This is a genomic window from Ruegeria sp. AH7, assembly GCF_056541325.1.
Genome location: NZ_JBQFYF010000002.1, coordinates 634,546 through 648,816 on the forward strand (window position 1 = coordinate 634,546; position 14,271 = coordinate 648,816).

11 protein-coding genes are annotated in these 14,271 nt (G+C 57.2%); 5 read left to right on the forward strand and 6 right to left on the reverse strand.

What is annotated here, in order from left to right:
• Nucleotides 1-93: 93 nt before the first annotated feature.
• The 3 genes from ACR0JX_RS07715 to acs all read right to left on the reverse strand — a co-directional run bounded on the left by ACR0JX_RS07715 (nt 94) and on the right by acs (nt 4,378).
• A complete protein-coding gene (locus tag ACR0JX_RS07715; RefSeq protein WP_170530244.1) occupies nt 94-1,878 on the reverse strand; it encodes a sodium:solute symporter family protein in 1,785 nt (594 codons plus the stop codon).
• 7 nt (nt 1,879-1,885) lie between these two features.
• On the reverse strand, nt 1,886-2,170 hold the full coding sequence (locus tag ACR0JX_RS07720; protein ID WP_170530242.1) for a DUF4212 domain-containing protein: 285 nt from the start codon (nt 2,168-2,170) through the stop codon (nt 1,886-1,888).
• Nucleotides 2,171-2,413: 243 nt separating this feature from the next.
• Entirely contained in the window at nt 2,414-4,378 is a 1,965-nt protein-coding gene (gene acs / locus ACR0JX_RS07725) for an acetate--CoA ligase (RefSeq protein ID WP_480542819.1), read from the reverse strand.
• Between the two features lie 427 nt (nt 4,379-4,805).
• Between acs and ACR0JX_RS07730 the strand changes: the two genes are divergently transcribed.
• From ACR0JX_RS07730 to ACR0JX_RS07740, 3 genes are read left to right on the forward strand one after another with little or no spacing between them, the layout of a single operon-like run.
• Complete coding sequence (locus tag ACR0JX_RS07730) at nt 4,806-5,822, forward strand: C4-dicarboxylate TRAP transporter substrate-binding protein (protein ID WP_353007048.1); 1,017 nt, start codon at nt 4,806-4,808, stop codon at nt 5,820-5,822.
• Nucleotides 5,823-5,881: 59 nt separating this feature from the next.
• The gene (locus ACR0JX_RS07735) at nt 5,882-6,511 is read left to right on the forward strand and encodes a TRAP transporter small permease subunit (protein ID WP_480542821.1); all 630 of its coding nucleotides are present in this window, start codon (nt 5,882-5,884) and stop codon (nt 6,509-6,511) included.
• Between the two features lie 3 nt (nt 6,512-6,514).
• Entirely contained in the window at nt 6,515-7,918 is a 1,404-nt protein-coding gene (locus tag ACR0JX_RS07740) for a TRAP transporter large permease (RefSeq protein WP_353007050.1), read from the forward strand.
• A gap of 246 nt (nt 7,919-8,164) precedes the next feature.
• Here ACR0JX_RS07740 and ACR0JX_RS07745 read toward each other — a convergent pair whose 3' ends face one another.
• From ACR0JX_RS07745 to rocF, 3 genes are read right to left on the reverse strand one after another with little or no spacing between them, the layout of a single operon-like run.
• Nucleotides 8,165-9,205: an ornithine cyclodeaminase gene (locus tag ACR0JX_RS07745; RefSeq protein WP_480542823.1), complete on the reverse strand. Its 1,041-nt coding sequence runs from the start codon at nt 9,203-9,205 to the stop codon at nt 8,165-8,167.
• Nucleotides 9,206-9,214: 9 nt separating this feature from the next.
• Nucleotides 9,215-10,135 (reverse strand): citrulline utilization hydrolase CtlX, encoded by a 921-nt coding sequence (gene ctlX / locus ACR0JX_RS07750; RefSeq protein WP_480542825.1) that lies wholly within the window; start codon nt 10,133-10,135, stop codon nt 9,215-9,217.
• Nucleotides 10,135-11,055 carry an arginase gene (gene rocF / locus ACR0JX_RS07755; protein WP_480542827.1) on the reverse strand — a complete coding sequence of 307 codons (921 nt, stop codon included), beginning with the start codon at nt 11,053-11,055 and terminating at the stop codon, nt 10,135-10,137. The genes ctlX and rocF overlap by 1 nt, the downstream gene beginning before the upstream one ends.
• 86 nt (nt 11,056-11,141) lie before the next feature.
• On the opposite strand from rocF, the gene ACR0JX_RS07760 reads away from it, so the two are divergent.
• Together ACR0JX_RS07760 and mprF are read left to right on the forward strand one after the other, a co-directional pair.
• Nucleotides 11,142-11,570: an Lrp/AsnC family transcriptional regulator gene (locus ACR0JX_RS07760; protein ID WP_170530226.1), complete on the forward strand. Its 429-nt coding sequence runs from the start codon at nt 11,142-11,144 to the stop codon at nt 11,568-11,570.
• A 90-nt stretch (nt 11,571-11,660) separates the two neighbouring features.
• A complete protein-coding gene (gene mprF, locus ACR0JX_RS07765) occupies nt 11,661-14,270 on the forward strand; it encodes a bifunctional lysylphosphatidylglycerol flippase/synthetase MprF (RefSeq protein WP_480542829.1) in 2,610 nt (869 codons plus the stop codon).
• Nucleotide 14,271 lies beyond the last annotated feature (1 nt).

Here is a 14,271-nt window from a genome sequence, read left to right on the forward strand (position 1 = left end):
CTCCAAGCAAAAATCCCGCCCGGTGGAATGCCGGGCGGGAACAGTAAGTCGAAAGACGCGGAACACAGAATCTATCCATGCGCCGCATCATGCTCATTTATTCTGAGCTGCGCCAGCACCACGGGGAATGCGAACGCTTTCGACCAGATCTTTGATCTCCTGCGGAGTCTCTTTGGTCATGCCGGCAACGACGTAAGCAACGCCGAAGTTGATCATTGCACCGATGGCGCCGAACGAGGTCGACTTGATCGGACCCAGCAGCGGGTCAGCATCGGTGAACGAGTTGGTGCCCGGAATGAACAGCCAGCCCTTGTGCAGGAAGATATAGACCAAGGTCACGACCAGACCAGCCATCATGCCAGCGACAGCGCCGGTGTTGTTGATGCGGGTCGAGAAGATCCCCATCATCAGCGCCGGGAAGATCGAGGCTGCCGCCAGACCAAACGCCAAGGCCACGGTTTGCGCCGCAAAGCCCGGTGGGTTCAGACCCAGCCAAGTTGCGACCACGATGGCCACAGCCATTGCAATCCGCGCCGCCAGAAGCTCACCCTTTTCAGAGATCGACGGGTTGATAGCCCCTTTGACCAGGTCGTGGGACACCGCTGACGAGATCGCCAGCAACAGACCCGCAGCTGTGGAGAGGGCCGCAGCCAGACCACCGGCAGCAACCAGACCCACAACCCAACCTGGCAGGTTGGCAATTTCCGGGTTCGCCAGAACCAGGATGTCGCGGTTGAACTTGGTCAGCTCGTTACCAACCCAGCCTTTTTCTTCCGCAATGGCCTGCATCGCTTCGGATTTGTCGTTGTAGTACTGGATTTTACCGTCGCCGTTCTTGTCTTCCCAGTCCAGTAGGCCGGTTTTCTGCCACGTGGCCATCCAGTCATATTGTTGGTCGTTGTCGATCTGTTCGACACTCACAGCACCACCTTCGATGCCGCCATTGGGCCACATCATTTCACTGATGTTCAGACGTGCCATGGCACCAACCGCAGGGGCGGTCAGATACAGCAGAGCGATGAAGACCAGCGTCCAGCCAGCGGACCAACGTGCGTCAGAGACTTTCGGCACGGTGAAGAAGCGCATGATCACGTGTGGCAGACCGGCAGTACCGATCATCAGCGACAGCGTGAACAGAACCATGTTCAGCGTGTTCGAATGGTGGGCTGTGTATTCGTTAAAGCCCAGCTCGGTCACGATTGCGTCCAGCTTGGTCAGCAGCGGCTCACCACTTGCGGTGTCGCCAAACAGACCCAGCGCCGGGATCGGCGTGCCTGTCAGCTGCAACGAGATGAAGATGGCCGGGATGGTGTAGGCGGTGATCAGCACGCAGTACTGAGCGACCTGAGTGTAGGTCACGCCCTTCATCCCGCCAAACACCGCGTAGGCAAACACAACAGCGGCACCGATCAGCAGTCCGGTGGTGTTGTCGACCTCGAGGAAGCGGCCAAAGGCTACGCCCACGCCGGTCATCTGACCGATCACGTAAGTCACCGACGCCACGATCAGACAGACAACCGCAACAACACGTGCGGTCTGGCTGTAGAACCGGTCGCCAATGAATTCCGAGACGGTGTACTTGCCAAACTTACGCAGGTAGGGCGCAAGCAGCAGTGCCAGCAGTACGTAACCACCGGTCCAACCCATCAGGAAGGTCGAGTTGTCATAGCCGGTAAAGGCAATCAGGCCCGCCATTGAGATGAACGAGGCCGCAGACATCCAGTCTGCCGCTGTCGCCATACCGTTGGTGACCGGGTGAACGCCGCGGCCCGCAGCGTAGAATTCAGATGTGGACCCAGCGCGGGCCCAGATCGCGATGCCGATGTAGAGCGCGAAGGATGCGCCAACAAACAGCAGGTTGATGGTAAACTGATCCATGGTTCGCTTACTCCTCGTCCACGCCGTATTCAGCGTCCAGCTTGTTCATGCGCCAGGCGTAGTTGAAGATCAGCACCAGAAAGACCAGGATTGATCCTTGCTGAGCGAACCAAAAGCCCAGATCGGTGCCGCCGATGGCGATCCCCGACAGAAGCGGACGCAGCAGGATGCCGAATCCAAACGACACCAGCGCCCAGATGACGAGGCTGATGTAGATGAGGCGCAGGTTGGCCTGCCAATAGCCCTTATCGGCATCGGCAGCCTGCGCGGAGTTTGATGAATGATCCGCCATGCGGTGTCCTCCTTCGCTTCCCTCTTGGGCGACGCTGCACAACTCCTCCAGTGCGATGCGCCGCTTCTTGGTTGTGCCAAACGCCCCGTGACGTCCGGCAAAACTCCGCTGTTCCGCCAAAGCGGTTCAATCGAAGTATTCGGTTTCAGGATCAAAGCCTTGCGGCCTATCTCCTCCCATTCGTGTGTCTCATCGCCCGCGAGATCCTCCAGAGCGGGCGATGAGGTCGTCTTAGGTCAGGGCCTAGGTGTTGGCCCTGTTTTCGATCAGGTCTTCAACCACTGACGGGTCTGCGAGGGTTGAAGTATCGCCCAGGCTGCCAAAGTCGTTTTCGGCGATCTTGCGCAGGATGCGGCGCATGATCTTTCCCGAACGGGTCTTTGGCAGGCCGGGGGCCCACTGAATGACATCCGGGCTGGCAATTGGTCCGATCTCGGTTCGAACCCAAGTGCGCAGCTCTTTCAACAGCTCATCCGAAGGTTCACGATCATTCATCAAAGTGACGTAGCAATAGATACCTTGCCCTTTGATTTCATGGGGATACCCAACCACGGCCGCCTCGGCCACAGCGGCATGTGCAACCAGCGCACTTTCCACCTCAGCGGTGCCCATGCGGTGGCCCGAGACGTTGATCACATCGTCAACGCGACCGGTAATCCAGTAGTCACCATCCTCATCCCGGCGGCAGCCGTCACCGGTGAAGTAGTAGCCCTTGTAGTCCGAGAAATAGGTCTTTTCGAACCGCTCATGATCTCCCCAAACGGTGCGCATCTGACCGGGCCAGCTGTCTTTGATACACAGAACGCCTTCGACGCCGTTGCCCTCGATCTCCACCCCGGATTGCGGGTCCAAAACCACGGGCTGAATGCCAAAGAAGGGTTTCATGGCCGAGCCCGGCTTCATCGCGTGTGCACCGGGCAGGGGGGTCATCAGGTGGCCACCGGTTTCGGTCTGCCACCATGTATCCACGATGGGGCATTTGCCTTTGCCGACAACCTCATTGTACCAGTTCCAGGCTTCTGGGTTGATCGGTTCACCCACGGTCCCCAATGTGCGCAAGTCGCTAAGATCGCAATTCTCGACGAACTCAGTGCCTTGGCCCATCAACGCACGGATAGCGGTCGGGGCTGTATAGAACTGATTGACCTTGTGTTTCTCACACACCTGCCAGAAGCGGCTGGCATCCGGATAGGTTGGCACGCCTTCGAACATCAGCGTGGTCGCCCCATTGGCCAGCGGTCCATAGACGATATAGCTGTGGCCGGTCACCCAGCCCACATCCGCGGTGCACCAGTAGATATCGCCATCGTGGTAGTCGAAGGTGATCTCATGCGTCATGGCCGCGTAAACCAGATAGCCCCCGGTCGTATGAACAACGCCTTTGGGCTGACCGGTCGATCCCGAGGTGTAGAGGATGAACAGCGGATCCTCGGCGCTCATCTCGGCAGGTGCGCTATAGTCATCCGCTTCCAGCGCCATTTCGTTGTAGTCGCAGTCGCGACCGTCAATCCACGTGGTCTGACCGCCCGTGCGTTTGACAACAAGGCATTTCACTGTGTCCTTACAGTGCAGCAGGGCGGCATCGGCGTTGGATTTCAGTGGCGTCTTACGGCCCCCGCGCGGGGCTTCGTCTGCTGTGATGACGACCTTGGCGTCACACCCATTGACGCGCGCGGCTAGGGCGTCTGGTGAAAAGCCTGCAAAAACAATCGAATGGATCGCGCCGATCCGTGCACAGGCCAGCATCGCATAGGCCGCCTCGGGGATCATCGGCAGATAAATCACAACCCGGTCACCTTTGCGCACACCCAGCGTTTCCAGAATGTTTGCCATCCGGCACGTACGGCGGTGCAACTCAGCATAGGTGATGTGCTGGGCGGGATCATTTGGATCATCGGGTTCCCAAATGATCGCGGTCTGATCTCCGCGCGATTCAAGATGGCGGTCCAAGCAGTTGGCAGATACGTTCAGCGTACCGTCTGCGAACCAGTTGATCTTGACCGAGCCGAAATCGTAGTTGACGTCTTTGACCTGAGAGAAGGGTTTGATCCAGTCGACGCGTTTGCCTTGCTCGGCCCAAAAAGCGTCGGGGTCACTGATCGAAGCTGCATACATCGCGTCATATTTGGCGGCATCAACATGCGCGCGGGCGACGGTATCTGCGGATGGCGCATATGTCTTGGCATCTGCCTGGGCAGCGGTAGTCATTTTTGAGGCTCCTCCCTCTGGACTGGATAGTTCTGGATCTTCTTTGCCCGCTGAACGGGTAATGTCGATCCCATTCCTCCCCGAGCGCAGTATTGCTGCGTTCTGAAAATAAATAAATAAATTGCCGTAATCCCTGCATTTGTTTGTCAAAAAATTTCTAATCTTGGTGTAAATATGTAAAAAAATTTCCTTCTGTCTAAAATAAATACATAAAAACAAAGGGTAGAATGTAACACGTTTCGCAGCGGTTGAAGCAGCTCTAGTCGCCGCTTGGTCTCAGAGTCAGAGTAAACCCAAGCGTGAAACACAGCCGAGTCCAGAGCTTCGGGTATCCGTTGCCGCGTCTGCGGGGTTGGCAGATGCGGGGGTTGGCGCTAACTTTTCGCCAAGCGCTTCGGGAAGAGGCGCACATAAGGGAGAAATCAGAATGAAAAAGTATTTGAGCGGTGCTGCTGTCGCCGCCCTTGGGATCGCCTTTGTGACCGAGGCGGCTGCAACAGAGTGGAATGCTTCGGTCTGGGGCAAGCGGCGCGCCTTTACCGAGCATGTTGAAAAGCTATCCGAACTGGTGAACGAAAAAACCGGTGGCGAATTCACGATCAATGTTAGCTATGGTGGCCTGTCCAAGCCGCGCGAAAACTTGGACGGGATCGAGATCGGCGCTTTTGAAGTCGCGCAGTTCTGCGCAGGCTATCATCGCGACAAGAACCGCGCGATCACCGTGCTGGAACTGCCTTTCCTGGGCGTGAACAATCTGGAAGAAGAAGTTGCTGTCAGCCATGCGGTTTATGACCATCCGGCCGTGGCTGATGAAATGGCACAGTGGAATGCGCGCATCCTGATGACCTCGCCCATGCCGCAATACAATCTTGTGGGCACCGGCGATCCACGAGATCAATTGGCCGATTTCGAAGGTATGCGTGTCCGTGCAACCGGTGGTCTTGGTCAGGCGTTCGAGGCTGTGGGCGGGGTTCCGACATCAGTTCCCGCAACCGAAGCTTACAACGCGATGGAATCCGGTGTTGTTGACACCGTGGCCTTCGCTCAGCACGCGCATCTATCCTTCGGTACGATCAATGAGGCCGATTGGTGGACAGCGAACCTGAACCCCGGCACTGTGAATTGCCCGGTTGTTGTGAACATCGATGCCTATGAGGCGTTGTCGCCCGAGCATCGCGAAGCGCTCGACAGCTCGATTGACGAAGCAATTGCGCATTATCTGGCGAACTATGGCGGTCTGCTCGAGCAATGGGATAGCGTTCTGTCCGAAAAAGGCGTTCAGAAAGTGATGATCGACGACGCGGTCATCGAAGAGTTCCGCACAAAGGCGGCTGATCCGATCCGTGAACAGTGGATCGCAGATATGTCTGCCCAGGGCCTTCCGGCGCAAGAACTCTATGATCTTGTTCAAGCCACGCTGCAGCAACAGCGCGGCGGGAACTGATCTTACTTTCGGGCACCCTTAGCGGTGCCCGTATTGCTTCACTATAAAGGATCACCGGAATGGCAGGTCAAGCCACGGTGCTGGAAGATGGCAGCCGCCTTAGCCAGCTGGATCAGCGCTTGCTGACGCTTGAAAAATTCATGGCGCTGATCAGCGGCTTCGCCGTGTTCAGCCTTATGGTTCTGGCCGTTGTCTCGGTCAGTGGTCGGAACGCCTTTAACGCGCCGCTGCCTGGCTATGTGGATTGGATCGAACAGGCGATGCCGCTGATTGCCTTTCTGGGCATTTCATATGTGCAGCGCGATGGCGGGCATATCCGCATGGACATCGTGATCTCTCGCCTGCAGGGGCGGGCCTTGTGGTTGTTTGAACTTATGTCGGTCCTTCTGATCCTTATCCTGATGCTCGCCCTGGTCTGGGGCAGCTGGTCACATTTTGACCGGTCCTTCGATTTCGGCGCTCCGCTATGGAGCCGCGACAGTTCAATCGACATTGGTATACCGCTTTGGCCTGCCAAACTGTTGGCGCCAGTGGCGTTCTCGGTGTTGTGCATGCGGCTGGTTCTGCAGGTTTGGGGATACGGGCGCGCCTTAGTGCTGGGTCTTGAGACGCCGGTTGCCGTTCCATTGATCCAGGACGCCGCCGCCCAAGCCGCTGCCGAGGCGGAACAGTTCGAAGGGCAGGACTAGCGCATGGATACGATTGAGATTGGCCTTTGGGTCACCGGAGGCCTGCTGCTTCTTGTTGTAACCGGGATGCGCGTGGCCTTTGCTGCGGGTCTGGCCGGGTTAATCGGGCTGATTTGGATTTTCTGGGCCAAGTTCGGCTACGATCCGGACCGTTTTGGCAAAGCCGTTACAGTGGCCGTGAAAACAGCCGGGCAGGTGCCGCATTCCAAAGTGGCCGCTCATACGCTCAGTCTGATTCCAACCTTCATCCTGATCGGCTATTTGGCTTATTACGCCGGTCTGACGCGGGCGCTTTTTGAAGCCGCCAAACGCTGGATCGCCTGGGTGCCCGGCGGGTTGGCGGTTTCGACCATTTTCGCCACCGCTGGGTTTGCCGCAGTATCCGGTGCCTCAGTTGCGACATCTGCCGTGTTCGCGCGCATTGCAATCCCAGAGATGCTGAGCGTGGGCTACAACAAACGCTTTGCCGCCGGGGTCGTTGCTGCAGGCGGTACCTTGGCCTCACTTATCCCGCCTTCGGCGATCCTTGTGATCTACGCCATAATCGTTGAACAAGACGTCGGTAAATTGCTTCTGGCGGGGTTCATACCCGGAGCGTTCTCAGCGCTTGTTTATGGCCTATTGATCGTCGGCATCGCGGTTGTGTTTAAATCGGTGGGTCCTCCGGTGACAGGTTTCAGTTGGAAACAGCGCTTCGCCGCACTGCCCGGTGCCATTCCGATCGTGGCCGTGATCCTGATTATCATCTGCTTTGTCTATAACCCCTTCGGCGACAAAGCCTGGGGTACCCCGACCGAAGGCGGCGCAATAGGGGCTTTCATCGTCTTCTGTTTTGCCCTGTTTCACGGCATGCGCTGGCCCGAGTTCAAGTCCGCCCTGCTGGAAACCGCCAAACTGACAGCAATGATCTTTTCGATCATCTGGGGTGTCTTGATCTATGTGCGCTTTCTGGGATTCGCAGATTTGCCGGGCGCATTCTCGGACTGGATTACGTCCCTTGAGATGTCCCCAATGTTGATCCTGATCTGCATTCTTCTGGCCTATGCTGTGCTGGGCATGTTCATGGATGCCATTGGGATGCTCTTGCTGACCCTTCCAGTTGTCTACCCGGCGGTGATGGCCTTGAATGGCGGTGAAACCGTCAGTGCGGCTGACAGCGCCTTTGGCATGTCCGGTCCGATGTGTGCGATCTGGTTTGGTATTCTGGTCGTCAAAATGGCCGAGTTTTGTCTGATCACGCCGCCCATTGGCTTGAACTGTTTCGTTGTCGCCGGCGTGCGGCCTGATCTGAGTGTTCAGGATGTATTTAAAGGTGTGACACCGTTCTTCATTGCCGACGCGTTGACGATTGCGCTGCTTGTGGCCTTCCCGGGCATTGTTCTCTTCCTGCCATCCTTGGCGGGGTAGAGTTTAGCGAGGCTCTGCCTCGCGCTCCGGGATATTTTTGGCCAGATGAAGAAGGGATCCACTCTCTGAACTTCCGCCCAGAGAGCTTCACCTGGCGCGGCCATCGGCATCCCTGCCTGTACCGCCTCTCTCTATTCAGTGGTTTTGGTTAATGATCCATTATTTCATCTGGCCAAAAATGTCCCGAAGGGCGGCGGGGGCAGAGCCCCTTTTTGCGTGGCCAGACGGTGAATTGGCGTCGGTGCGCTATTGCGCCCGCATCAACATGCCAAACAGATCACGCGGATCATCCGGGTCCGCCAGCATATCCAGTGGCTCGAAGAATTCTGTCTCGGCGACCACGTTCTTGATGACCCGCAAGGCCGAGAAATCTTCGATGGCAAAGCCCACGCTGTCAAACAGAGTAATCTGCCGATCATCTTTGCGCCCCTCGGCTTGTCCTGTCATTACCTGCCACATCTCTGTCACCGGATGATCGTCTTCAAGCGCTTGAATCTCACCTTCGATCCTTGTCTGCTCGGGATATTCCACGAAAATTTCAGAGCGTAACAAGATATCGCGGTGCAACTCGGTTTTGCCCGGGCAATCGCCACCGATGGCGTTTATATGCACACCAGGGCCGACCATGTTGTCGGTCAGGATGGTGGCATACTTCTTGTCTGCGGTGCAGGTCGAGATGATCTGGGCACCCTCAATGGCCTCTTCGGCGGTCTTGCACGATACGACGGTCAGGCCCTTGCCTTGCAGGTTGGCGGCGCATTTGGCGGTTGCGTTCGGGTCAATGTCATAAAGACGGACAGTGTCGACGCCACACATGGTTTTAAAGGCCAGACACTGGAATTCGGACTGCGCGCCATTGCCGATCATTGCCATCGCCCTCGCGTTTTTCGGGGCCAGATACTGGCCGACCAAGGCTGACGTAGCGGCAGTGCGCAGGGCGGTCAGCATGGTCATCTCGGTCAGCAGGGTCGGGTAACCCGTGTATACATCTGCCAGCAGGCCAAAAGCCGTGACAGTCTGAAGACCTTCGGAGGTGTTCTTCGGGTGGCCGTTGACATATTTGAATCCGTAAGCTTCGCCATCCGAGGTCGGCATCAACTCGATCACGCCATGTGGAGAATGGGCCGGGATGCGGGGGGTTTTGTCGAAACTTTCCCATCGTTTAAAATCGGCCTTGATCTGAGTTGCGATCCTGGTGATCATCTGCTCGACCCCGATATGGTGAACCAGCCGCATCATGTTGTCGACGGATACAAAGGGTACGAGGGCCTTATCTGACGGCTGCATTTATTGCTCCTATCGGCGGGACAGGTGGATGCCCGCGATCATGCAGCGTACCGATCCACCGGCAGTTTCTATTGTTGGAACCGAAAGAGGCAATAGCGTTGCGCTTTCCTCAATCGTGGCAATCTGGTTAGGCGTCAGTGCCGCCAACGCTCGGCTGGAAAGAGCCAGCACCAACCCGTTTTCACTGGTCAGCTCAATCGCGTTTCCGGCGAACTCAGCGATTTGTTGATGAGACAGATCAACGACCGTTCGTCCGGATTCCTCAAGCCGGGACTTGACGGTTTCCCGCCGCTCGGCATCAGGGATCATGTCCAGACAGATCAGTGCATATTGCGTGCCAATCGCCATGAGTACATTGGTATGATACACGTCGCGATTTGCCGCGTCACGAGCTTCGAAAGCGATGGGTTCATAGTTGAAATGCGTGCAGAACCTTTCCAGTAAAACCGGGTCGGCGCGGTTTGATTTCACCGTGTAGGCAATGCGGCCAACGTGATCGAGGACCATCGCCCCGGTCCCTTCCAGGGCGAGATCATCTTGCTCAAGCCCCGAATAATCGATGACATCCTGCACCCGGTATTCGCGTTTCAGCAACTCGATGACATCCGAGCGCCGTTCACGTCTGCGGGACGGAACGAACATCGGGTAGATCGCCACGTGGCCTCCGGGGTGGGTGGAAAACCAATTGTTCGGGAAAACACTGTCTGGCGTGTCCAGATCCCCGTGGTCGTCAAAGACATGCACGGTAACGCCCGCAGCGCGCAGCTGTTCAACGGCTTTGTCATGCTCGTCGCGCGCAGTCGCGGATGTGGCTTTGGCCGATCGGTTGGCCAGTGTTTGAAACGCATTGTCGTCGCGCGTTTCCGGATTGGATGTAAAAGCATGCGGGCGGATCATGACGACTGCGGAAGACGCTTGAAGAGACAGCATCAGAAGCTCCGGGTGGGGCGGTCAAAGATCCGGCGCCCCAACAGGGAGGCTGCCAGATCGACTACCAGCTTTGCGGTGCGCCCGCGTTCATCAAGGAACGGGTTCAGCTCGACCAGGTCAAGCGAACAAACCAGCCCGCTTTCATGCAACAACTCCATGGCCAGATGGGCCTCGCGCTCGGTCGCACCGCCAGGAACAGTGGTGCCAACAGCCGGAGCGATGGAAGGGTCAAGGAAATCTACGTCCAATGAGACATGGAGCATACCGTTTTCTGCGCGGACACGGTCCAGAAAGGCCATCAACGGGGCTTTGATCCCATGTTCGTCTATGCTGCGCATATCAGCCAGCATGGCGCTTTTTTGCTCCAAAACGGTACGTTCCGCAGGGTCGACCGAGCGCAGCCCAATCATCCCGACGCGATCTGTGGGGATGGTTGCTGGAAGCGCGGGGAAGGCCTCGAACCCCGATTGCCCGGTGAAATAGGCCACTGGCGTGCCATGCAGATTGCCGCTGTCTGTGCTTTGCGGCGTATGAAAATCGCTGTGCGCATCAAGCCAGAGCACGAAGAGGGGACGGCTCAACTGTTGCGCATGCGCGGCCATACCCGCAACCGTGCCCATCGACAGCGCGTGATCGCCACCCATAAAGATAGGCGTGCCCTCGGAGGCAGCCTTTTCAGCTGTTCGGCTCAAGGCGCGGGTCCAGCCGACGCATTCGGGTAGTGAGAACAGATGCGAATCCTGAGGTAGATCAACCTGATCGGGTTCGACATTGCCCCAGTCCGCAACCTTATGTCCCAGATTGGCAATTGCCTGTTCCAGCCCTGCTACGCGAAGGGCATCGGGGCCCATCCGGCATCCCTGACGCCGTTTTCCCGAATCCATCGGGGCCCCGACCAAAATAATCTGCTTGTTGTCCATAGGCTCATTTAGCCGCTCAATATATCTTGCTGGAAGCCCGCAAATTGTTCAAAATGGGCTTTGAAAATCCGAAATGGAAAGATCTAATGGACGAACTGGATACGCGCCTGATCAGCGCTTTGCATCGGGATGCGCGCGCATCCCTGTCGGAACTTGCGGAAACATTGGGCGTGACCCGCACGACCGTGCGCAGTCGGATGCAGCGGCTCAAACAGTCCGGCGAGATCGTCGGTTTCACTGTGCTGACCCGGCGGGATGAGGCTCAAAGCCCAGTACGTGGCCTGATGATGCTGGAAATCGAAGGGCGTGGCACTGAACGAACCATGGCGCGGATCGGCGCCATGCGTCAGGTGCGTGCCGTACATTCGACCAATGGCAGTTGGGATCTGATTGCTGAGATCGGCACCGAAACGCTGGTAGAGCTGGATGAAGTTCTGTTTCAGATCAGACGGATGGAAGGGATCACCCGATCCGAAACCAACCTGCTGCTGTCAACGCGAAAGGGGCGGTTGTGACTCCGTATCTTAATCGCCCTAGTGCTTTGAACCGGAAGGAAATTGTGACACAGTTCCGCCAAAGGTGATCCACAGGCAGGGGCCAGAGCCATGACCGCACAAGACCAAGGCGTTGAGCCCAAAGCCCTGCAATGGGCTCAAAAGCTCACAGGCCTTCTGGAAAAGCCGTGGGTGCGGATTGCCATTCCAGTTGTGATCACGCTGGTCGCTTTGACGATACTGCATGACCTGTCAGCGCATGTGAAATGGTCGGATGTGCAATCTGATGTCGCGGCAACCCCGTGGACCGTGTTTTTCATCACACTGTGCTGGACCGCTGTCAGCTTTTTGTCGCTGTCCTTCTACGATGTTTTTGCTGTCCAAAGTGTTGCAGACGGCGAGGTACCATTACCGGTTGCGGGCATGGCCGGGGCCAGTGGCTATGCGGTTTCGAACTGTCTGGGATTTTCATACATCACAGGTACCGCGATCCGGTATCGTATTTACGCTTCGCTGGGGTTGGATCTGGCACGGGTCGCAGGGGTGATCGCCACGTCCTGGGTGGCATTCTGGATGGGGCTGACTTTGATCCTGGGGGTGCTTTTGACGTTGCACCCGGATGGGATATCCAAAGTTCTGCCCATCAGTGAAACGGTAGAGACGGCGATTGGCCTGTTTTTACTGGTTGGATTGGTGGCGGTTTTTGCCTGGTTGTCCAGCGGTGGGCGCCGGTTTTCATTTGCAGGGTTCGAATTCGATCTGCCCGGCGGGAAGCTGGCCAGCCTGTTGACACTTGCAGCCTTGGGCGACCTGTTTGGCGCATCCATGGTGCTCTACGTGCTGATGCCCGATGATCTGGGTGTTGGATTCCCGTATTTCTTTGCGATCTATGTCGGCGCCATTGCGGTGGGTATCCTAAGCCATGCCCCCGGCGGGATCGGCGTGTTCGAGGCTACGATCATCGCAGGGCTGGGCGCGTCGGGCAGGTCGGATGTGATCGCGGCGCTGCTGTTGTATCGCGTTGTCTACACCTTTGTGCCTTTCGCTATCGCAAGCTTGTCGATCGCCGTCGCCTCGGCCCTGACGCAACGCCACCGGATCGGCGGAGCGGCGACCTGGGTCTATCGAGCGATCCGCCCGATTGTTCCGATGGTGGCAGCGGGTGTGGCGGCGATTGCCGGTGTGATTTTGCTGGTATCAGGTGCTTTACCATCGAATTCGCAAAACCTCAGCGTCTTGCGCGATGTGTTGCCCTTGTCGTTCGTCGAGGCCTCGCATCTGGCGGGCAGTGCAGTCGGCGTATTGCTGTTATTGGTCTCCAGGGGTCTGTTCCGCAAACTCTACCGCGCCTGGGTCGTCGCCATGTTGCTGATGGCGGCGGGATTTGCCGCATCGCTTGCCAAGGGATTGGACACGCACGAAGCCATCAGCATGCTGGGTACAATCGCTGTTCTTGCGCTGTTCCGTGGGGCGTTTTACCGGGTCAGCGGGGCGTCGATCTTCCGGCTGAACATTCCGTGGCTGATCAGCGTAGTCGTGTTGCTGGCGGTGATCTTCTGGATCGGCCTCTTTGCTTATTCGCACGTCGAATACCAAAATGCGCTGTGGTGGGAATTTGCTTGGAACGGCGATGCCTCACGCTTTTTGCGCTCGAGCCTTGTTGTGGCCGTGATCGTGGGCATCGTCGCGGTCACCTCGTTGTTCGGTCGCGAGATTCCGGTGCCCGAGCGCGTTGATATCCCCGAGGTCGTGGAACGGCTGGTGATGCAGAGCGAGGACACAGAGTCCCAGATTTCGCTGACCGGGGACAAGCAATTCCTGATTGCACCGGATGAGACGGCCTTTATTGCCTACGCGGACACTGGAAATGCGATCATTTCCAAGGGAGAGCCAGTGGGGGATGAAAAGGCAGGGCAGCAATTGATCTGGCAACTGCGCGAGATGGCGGATCGAGAGGGCAAGCTGTGCGCCTTCTATAGCGTTTCGACCAAATACTTGCCGACCTTCCTTGATCTGGGCCTATCGATTCTGAAAATCGGTGAGGTTGCCCGCGTGCCGCTTCAGGAATTCTCGTTGGACGGCAAATCTCGCAAGCGGTTCCGGCAGGCCAAGAACAGGGCCGAGCGGGAAGGCTATGTATTTGAGATCATCCCGAAAGAGGAACTTGCGCCGGTGCTGCCGGAACTTCGGACAATCTCGGATGATTGGCTAGCGCAGAAGGCGGGGGCTGAAAAGGGGTTTGCATTGGGCGGCTTTGATGACGCCTATCTGTCCTATTTCGATCATGCGGTGCTGAGAAACGGTGAGACCGGGCAGATCAAGGCCTTCGCCAATCTGTTTCAGGGTGGCAATAAATCCGAGCTCTCGCTGGACCTGATGCGGTACGAGCCCGACAGCCCCAGCTTTGTCATGGATGCGCTGTTTGCCGAGATGATGGTCTGGGGATCCGAGCAGGGCTTTCATTGGTTTTCACTTGGCGCGGCGCCGTTTTCTGGAATTGAAAACCGCCAACTCGCTTCAATCTGGAACCGGATTGGCGGGTTTGTGTATGAACACGGGGAACAGTTTTATCACTTCGAAGGGCTGCGTGCGTTCAAACAAAAGTTCGACCCGGAGTGGAGCCCAAATTATCTGGCCAGCCCCGGTGGGTTCTCTGCTCCACGCATCCTCTATGAGGTGAACATCCTGATCTCAGGCGGTTTGCGCGGGTTGACCAAGTAGG

Bases quoted from the DNA above. Each gene is read 5' to 3' on its own strand.
- ACR0JX_RS07715 (WP_170530244.1), bottom strand. From the start codon at position 1,878: ATGGATCAGTTTACCATCAACCTGCTGTTTGTTGGCGCATCCTTCGCG.
- ACR0JX_RS07720 (WP_170530242.1), bottom strand. From the start codon at position 2,170: ATGGCGGATCATTCATCAAACTCCGCGCAGGCTGCCGATGCCGATAAG.
- acs (WP_480542819.1), bottom strand. From the start codon at position 4,378: ATGACTACCGCTGCCCAGGCAGATGCCAAGACATATGCGCCATCCGCA.
- ACR0JX_RS07730 (WP_353007048.1), top strand. From the start codon at position 4,806: ATGAAAAAGTATTTGAGCGGTGCTGCTGTCGCCGCCCTTGGGATCGCC.
- ACR0JX_RS07735 (WP_480542821.1), top strand. From the start codon at position 5,882: ATGGCAGGTCAAGCCACGGTGCTGGAAGATGGCAGCCGCCTTAGCCAG.
- ACR0JX_RS07740 (WP_353007050.1), top strand. From the start codon at position 6,515: ATGGATACGATTGAGATTGGCCTTTGGGTCACCGGAGGCCTGCTGCTT.
- ACR0JX_RS07745 (WP_480542823.1), bottom strand. From the start codon at position 9,205: ATGCAGCCGTCAGATAAGGCCCTCGTACCCTTTGTATCCGTCGACAAC.
- ctlX (WP_480542825.1), bottom strand. From the start codon at position 10,135: ATGCTGTCTCTTCAAGCGTCTTCCGCAGTCGTCATGATCCGCCCGCAT.
- rocF (WP_480542827.1), bottom strand. From the start codon at position 11,055: ATGGACAACAAGCAGATTATTTTGGTCGGGGCCCCGATGGATTCGGGA.
- ACR0JX_RS07760 (WP_170530226.1), top strand. From the start codon at position 11,142: ATGGACGAACTGGATACGCGCCTGATCAGCGCTTTGCATCGGGATGCG.
- mprF (WP_480542829.1), top strand. From the start codon at position 11,661: ATGACCGCACAAGACCAAGGCGTTGAGCCCAAAGCCCTGCAATGGGCT.